Source organism: Paenibacillus sp. P4_A7 (genome assembly GCF_056402455.1).
On sequence record NZ_JBFUHJ010000298.1, the window covers coordinates 1 to 6871 of the forward strand.

The 6871-nt window shown below is 40.0% G+C and carries 6 protein-coding genes, 1 tRNA gene and 1 pseudogene; 1 reads left to right on the forward strand and 7 read right to left on the reverse strand.

Annotation, left to right across the window (positions count from 1 at the left end):
- The 7 genes and pseudogenes from AC1DWN_RS24230 to AC1DWN_RS24260 form a co-directional block, all read right to left on the reverse strand.
- Window positions 1-861, reverse strand: an 861-nt coding sequence (locus AC1DWN_RS24230; protein ID WP_477561460.1) for a response regulator, incomplete at its 3' end; no start/stop codon positions are given.
- Complete coding sequence (locus AC1DWN_RS24235) at window positions 858-2600, reverse strand: sensor histidine kinase (protein WP_477561461.1); 1743 nt, start codon at window positions 2598-2600, stop codon at window positions 858-860. The genes AC1DWN_RS24230 and AC1DWN_RS24235, both read right to left, overlap by 4 nt.
- A gap of 753 nt (window positions 2601-3353) precedes the next feature.
- Window positions 3354-3671, reverse strand: a complete 318-nt coding sequence (locus AC1DWN_RS24240) for a thioredoxin family protein (protein WP_477561462.1) — start codon at window positions 3669-3671, stop codon at window positions 3354-3356.
- 2 nt (window positions 3672-3673) lie between these two features.
- Entirely contained in the window at window positions 3674-4045 is a 372-nt protein-coding gene (locus AC1DWN_RS24245; RefSeq protein ID WP_477561463.1) for a MerR family DNA-binding transcriptional regulator, read from the reverse strand.
- Between the two features lie 120 nt (window positions 4046-4165).
- Window positions 4166-4432, reverse strand: a pseudogene (locus AC1DWN_RS24250) (DUF4256 domain-containing protein); the annotation flags it as partial.
- 103 nt (window positions 4433-4535) lie between these two features.
- A tRNA-Ala gene (locus AC1DWN_RS24255) sits at window positions 4536-4608 on the reverse strand.
- A 33-nt stretch (window positions 4609-4641) separates the two neighbouring features.
- Complete coding sequence (locus AC1DWN_RS24260; protein WP_477561464.1) at window positions 4642-5619, reverse strand: SDR family NAD(P)-dependent oxidoreductase; 978 nt, start codon at window positions 5617-5619, stop codon at window positions 4642-4644.
- Window positions 5620-6016: 397 nt separating this feature from the next.
- Here AC1DWN_RS24260 and AC1DWN_RS24265 point away from each other — a divergent pair.
- The coding region (locus AC1DWN_RS24265; RefSeq protein ID WP_477561465.1) for a hypothetical protein at window positions 6017-6871 on the forward strand (855 nt) is incomplete at its 3' end.

The following is a 6871-nucleotide window of genomic DNA, read 5'->3' on the forward strand; positions in this document are numbered from 1 at the left end:
CTCTACAACATCCGCAGCGAGTACAAGAGAGACAGGGCATTTTAACAGCCTCAAGCATGTCTCTTGGATTTCCTTCATCTTATTTCTGACGAAAGCGATCGTTTGGGTCCATGCTTCCGGTACTGATTCGACACCAGCAGGTTGGAGGAAGAAGACCATCTTATTTTTTTCATAATTCATCGCCAGCGACAGTGTTAAGGGCATCAGTAATTCTGTCGTAATATTGTCGAACGCATAATAAAATAACGACCGGTCTTTTGCGCTATGAAAGTCTCTCCAGTCATCAATTCGTACAATCATGAGCAAACAAGGTAATCCAGCAGAAAGCCCGATGTGCAGTTCATCGAATTTCTTATGAATAGAATCTAGCGCTTTATAATCCCCCTGCAAAATTTCGTTCATATATTGCTGCTGCATGTATGGAAGAGCCTTCTGATTTTGCTGCTTGGCATAAATTAAAAGGTTGTTAATATCCCTCTCCTGTTCTAATTCCTTAGCCGCACGAAGGATTGACTCTACAATTTTCGCATTCCCTTCCGTTTTCAGAATATAATCCACACTTCCTTGACGAGTAGCTTGTTGAATATAGGAAAAATCACTATAACCGGTTAAAAAAATCACTTTGGCTTTCGGCCAATACCTCGTAATCTCTTGGTGGAGCTCCAGTCCACTCATGCCCGGCATGCGTATATCAGAGAGCACAATATCAACTTTGTGTCGTTCCAGACAGTCCAAAGCCTCCTGCGAGGTAGATGCCGCATGAATATCCAGTTCGATGTCCGTGACACGTTCGCATAATCGAACCAGTCCGTTTAAAATCAGCGGCTCGTCATCCACAATTAATATGGAATACAACATCATCTACCATCCCCTTTCGTTATGACAATTCTCATTATTACGCCTAGCCCACCCATTTCATTTCTATATGCTTTAAGCCCTGATTGGGAGCCAAATTTAATCTRCAATCGCCGATGTACGTTAACCATCCCTTTCGTTTCGATCCCGGATGCAGCCGCCACACCAAGTCTATTATTTATTTGCAATAGCTCCTCATCCGTCAACAATTTGCCGTTGTCTTCAAAATGTATTTTAAGCTCGTCCCCATCAACACGATTCGATATGTTCAAAATGCCGTCAGAAACTCTGGACTCCAGTCCGTACATATACGCATTCTCAATAATAGGTTGCAATATCAAACGCGGTACATTCATCCCTTGAAAGGTTTCTGATATTGGATCGAACTTCACCTTAATGCGATCTCCAAATCGCATCGATTGAATGTTGATAAATGCCTCAGCATGTCTCACTTCCTCATATAGCGGTAATTCCGAGTTGGCATTCCTAGTAATGAATTGAAAATAATGTCCTAAGTAATTAACAAACTCCTTGGCTTTTTCCACATCTTCAAATTCAATTAATTGATGCAAAATAAAAAAACTGTTATACAAAAAATGAGGATTGATCTGAGACTGCAGCTGCTTAAGCTCGGACTGCTGAGTGCGTATTTGATGCTCGTAGACTTCATGGATCAATGATTGAATTTGTTGTACCATCTTATTGAACTGATCGGATAAGTCCTTAAACTCGTCACGGCTCTCCTGCGTAATCCGAACGGTTAAATCTCCTTGTTCTACCTTGCCAAAGGCGCTTACCATCTTCCGCAGCGGATTGCGTATAGCTTTAAAAATCCAGTACGGAAAAAGAATAATAACGATTACAGACAGCACAAATAAAATCCAAAAAATCGTATTAAACTTGGCAAAGTCACTAAAAATAAGCTTTTCAGGTGTAACTATCGCCAGCGTGATCCCGTATTCTGGTGACTTTTGCATCGAAACCAAATATCGGTCTTCGTGATATTCGACGATCTTGCTGATGTTCGAGTCCCCTTGCTCTCGTTTGAATAAGCCTGTCAGTTCATCGTTTAATTCATTGATTTCAAGATTCATGATATATTTGTCGCTGCTATAGAAATACAATATGGCCTCTCCCTGATCCACCACATTGTTCAAATCTTTTAAGATCTTCTCCTGATTCACTTCGACTTCAATCATGTATGCCGGATCTCGGTCGGAGAAGGAATCATCGGGGTAGAATGAATGAAGCAGCAACTTATTGCCCCGCCACTGTAAAGGAGACAGCTGGTACCTCGTCTTATCACGAATCTGCTGCATCTGAGAAACTGTAACCCCGTCTTCAAAACCATCGGGCTTGATTCGTTTGTTTATTGAAGGAATATAAGCAGTTATGTCTGCAATATAGGAGCTGGAATTTCGTATCAATGCTAATTTGCTTTCCAGCCGTAAAATGGATTCTCGCAGTTCATTTGGTGACAAGACAGGCGCTATCGTTCCCAGGGTCATTAAATCCTCGTCCACGACGAGGGACTTATTAACTTGATCCATCTTTTGAATCTCATTGGTTAATGAGTCCATATAAAATTGAACATTACTCTCCATCGACTTCCAGATCTGTTCCCTAAGACTGCTGGCTACTTGCTGGTTCAGGAATATACCCAACATATATACCGGTAATATAGCGATCAGAAAACCAATGAGTAGCTTCATATAAATCGTAACCCATTTTCTCTTCACTTTCATGATCACTTCCTCCTAAAAGTTGCTTAAAACACATGATGTTTTCTTTCGAAGTGGTACGAAAGCCCAATTAAATCCCATTAATACCTATTAATGTACAAATAAGAGCATCAAATAGGTAATCTTTAATAGAAGAATTAGAAAAACACCTGTACATTGTAACAGGTGTTTGGGTTAATGAATTAATAAATGAGGAATGTTTTATGATTTAAGTTCAATATCTTCGTCACTGCGAAAACTTATTCGTCCAGAATACACAAAACCCACAAGAGGCCACCTTAGTTACAGTGTCCATCTTATGGGTTACAGTTCAATCTTTGAATGTACTCCTTTTTTCAAGCTTACTTTATCAACTTATTACTAATATGATTCAAAGTTCATCTCAGTTGTATTTGTCAACACGATGTATTGACACTACCGCCTCCACATGTGTGGTGCCGATTTGGTCAAGATGGCTGCATTCTTATCATTCAACCAAAAATCATAGTTTTCTCCCACAACAAAATCTTTACGTTGCTGGCTAAAATATTTCTCATTAAGACTTAGGATTGTGGCTTATTTTATGGGATAAAGTCAAGGGTTAATCTATAGATCTTAGCGTATTTAATGCTCCGCTCCATGCATTAACCTGGTTCAGAATGAGGTTAACCGCTTCCTCATGACGCGGCATCGGCTTGAAAATGCGAAAGTTCTCAAAATCAGTCTCAGGTTATCCATGGCACTATTAGAGCAGAAATCCGTCAATCAACAATTCCATTACACATATCGCTCAAGCGCTGCTTGATACACTCCCTTGGGCCTGAGTCCAATAAATTTATCTACCGGTTCGCCGTTATGAAACACGATAACAGTCGGCGTGGACATGACGCCAAATTCAGCCGCAATCTCTGGTGATTCATCACAATCTACTTGCAAGATCGACAGGCGACTCCTTTCTTCACGTTCAAGCTCTTCCAGAATTGGAAGCAGCACTTTGCAGGGTGGGCACCACTTCGCACCGAAATCGACAAACGTCACTTCCTTCTCGTTAATCGCGCTCCGAAAATTTGTTGAGTTGATGGTTTGTAAACTCATTTTCATTCCTCCGCTTCACTAGTTTGCCGCTCATCTAAAATCGACCGTATGCGTTCCTCCAGATTCAACTTGATGTTTTGCAGCAGATGTATTTGTGCCTCGATCTCCGCGAGTTTTTGACTGTAAACCGGGAGCACTTCTTGGCAGAATGCTTCTTTATTTTTCAAGACGCAGTGCAGAAAACCGGCGATYTGCTCCGTCGACAATCCGAGATTGAGGTACAACTGTATTGTCCGCACCTTCTCTTCCGCAAGCGGCGAATATTCTCGGTAGCCGTTCTCACGACGAACCGGCGTGAGCAATCCTAGCTGATCGTAATAACGCAGCGAACGGATGCTGACCCCTGTACGGGCTGCAATTTCTCCAATTTTCATACTTCAACGCCTCCTGAATGGTCGATTCGATTTCATTATAAACCCTGACATTAATGTCAGGGTCAAGAGTTAATTTCACTTTCCTTAAGAAATCAATATGACAGGACTAATATAGCAGTACATTTGTCGATATTGTTCTTCCGTTAAAAGCTCAATACTCATGGCAGCCGCCATATCAATAGCGCTATTTTCCGGTTTATGTGCTTTCCTAGACTCCAACGCTTCACGGTCGTAACAAATACTTCTGCGGCCTTTAGGACTTTCCACTGAACAATCATAAAAAATGAATTCGCCCGTCATAGTATCACGACCAACAACATCCGGTTCTCCTCCGGTTATTTCCATTTCATTGAGTGACCATAATTTTTCAGCATTGCTTCCAGCTTTTCTTGTACGCTATCCCTTCAGGACCTTATGGCGGATCAATCTTAATAAGCAGTGCTAACAATAACAAAAAAGACGACATATCTGCCGTCTGTAATTATGGAGTTGGTGGAGCTAAGCGGAATCGAACTGCCGTCCGATCGCTGCCAGCGACCTTTTTCCCCCTAAACTATAGCCCCGTATTCTGTTGTGATGAAAACTCGTTTAAATAATTAGCTATTAGTTAGCTCCATACTCAAAGACCACATTCTCTCCATATTTTCATGATCACTCGCGTATTTGGGGTAACACGCCGACCCGAATATATTTTTCAATTGAGCAATGCCTGTTTCACTTGTGGAGGGCAGCACAATTTCTCTATTATGATTAATCAATTGACCTGTAACAGAACGGAATTCATCCGAGGTGCAAATATGAAAATAGTTATCTGCCATTCCCGTTGGTAAAGGATTAGTCAAATTTTGGGCCCTTGCAAGCACTTTCCAAACAGTGCTTAGTTTGCTAATCGTTTCTTTTGAAAGTTTTACTTGGTTTATCTGAAGAGCATTGACTTTAATTCCCCGGCTTTTAAGTTGTTCTGCCATTTTGAAGGTTAGCAGCAATAACGCCATTTTCGAGTCTCCATACATCTTATATACGCTAAAACGCCTCGTGTTCCGAAATTCACCACATAAGTTATCGAAGTCAATTTCTCTTTTCGGATCGAAAAAGTTTTTAATATTTGTGGTGCAAGCGTTAAGGATTCTCGGGTCTTGCGATTTTTCAAGATGGTCTGCTAATAAATGAGTCATCAAGAAAGGGCCAAATGTATTCGTAGCAAATGATAATTCGATATGTTCAGGGCTAAGCTTATATTGTTTTTCACCATGATTTAAGTAAGCGGCGTTATGTATTAATATATCCAGACGTGGGTATTTGGTTTTAAAAGCTGAGCAGAATGTACGAATAGAATCAAAAGAGGACACATCCAGCTCCATCAGTTCTACGTTCGTATTGTTCGCAACTTCTATAATTTCTTCCTGTACGGCTTTACTAATCTCCATATTGCGGCAAGCCATAATTACGCAATATCCTTCGATTGCAAATTTTAGAGCTGCTGCTTTACCTATCCCCGAATTTGCTCCTGTAATAATGACGATCTTGTCGTTCATACCAATCGCAACCTCCATTAGAAAATTCGTTAGGATCACTTTCTGACATCCTTAATCAATAACTCCTCATATAAAGTTATTTCTCCCGTTTATATTTAGAAGTTTGGTGTCGACTTGCTGGATCAAATGTTCTGATCTATTAATTCAGGTTTAAATAAAATGAACATACGAATGCTAAAATCCTGACATATGCTTCGGTTAAAAGTAAGTTTATAGTAGCGATGTACACAATGTATGCGCTATCATAATTGTCTCTTTTTAAGAAAAAATTTTTCCATTCTCTATATATAATCCTTAATCCTTAATGTAGTCAATATACTGTGAGTTGAATATTCGAGGGGGTGATCTTTATCGTTCATGAAAGGCAATAAGAAACTCATAGCTGTAAAGTAGACATGGTTTCAAAATAATCGTGTTACAAAGGAGAGCGTTGAAGGTGGAACTAATTAAAAACCCAAGAAGAATTAAAGTATTTGGTTTTTTTGTCGCAATAAGCTTAATTCTTAGTTTGATGATTGCCAAACAGGTTTCAGCTGCAGATGAAGATTTCCAGATCGGCGTATTCTGGGTGCCTCCTGCTGCTTACACCAACGAGACTCATTACGATTACCTCAAGGAAGGACACGTAAACTGGATTATTAATGTCGCTTCCACAGATCTGAACACCATAGAAGTTAACAAAAAGATGCTCGAATTAGCAGCTGAAAGAGGCATGAAAGCTGTAGTTGCAGATTCAAGATTCGATAAAGTATATAATAATACCGCTACTGACGCTGAAATTGCTGCAATGGTGAACGACTATAAAGGTCTTCCTGGTTTGGGCGGTTATTATGTAATGGATGAACCCCTATTTGAAAATATCACTTACTCCGGGCATGCTTATCAACAATTTCTGCAAAATGATCCAGATTCGGTACCTTATTTAAACTTACTGCCTTATGTTTGGAATAAGCCGGAATATGAACAGTATGTGGATGAAATCATCGCTGCAACTCCCGATCTTAAATATTTAACTTTCGATAATTATCCTTTCAGAACCAATGGTACGACTAATTTTGATATCTTAGATGATTATTACACTAATTTAAAAATTATTAGGGAAAAGGGTTTGGCACATAACCTGAAAACAGGAGCCTACATACAAGCAGCTGGTTATTTTGATATGAGGCGTCCGGTTGGAGACGAATTAAGGTATAACGTATTTACATCACTTGCGTATGGTATGAAGGCTCTTTATTGGTTTCCGTATTGGCACCCGGGCATGCCTTTCGAAGGGGCAATCATTAATACC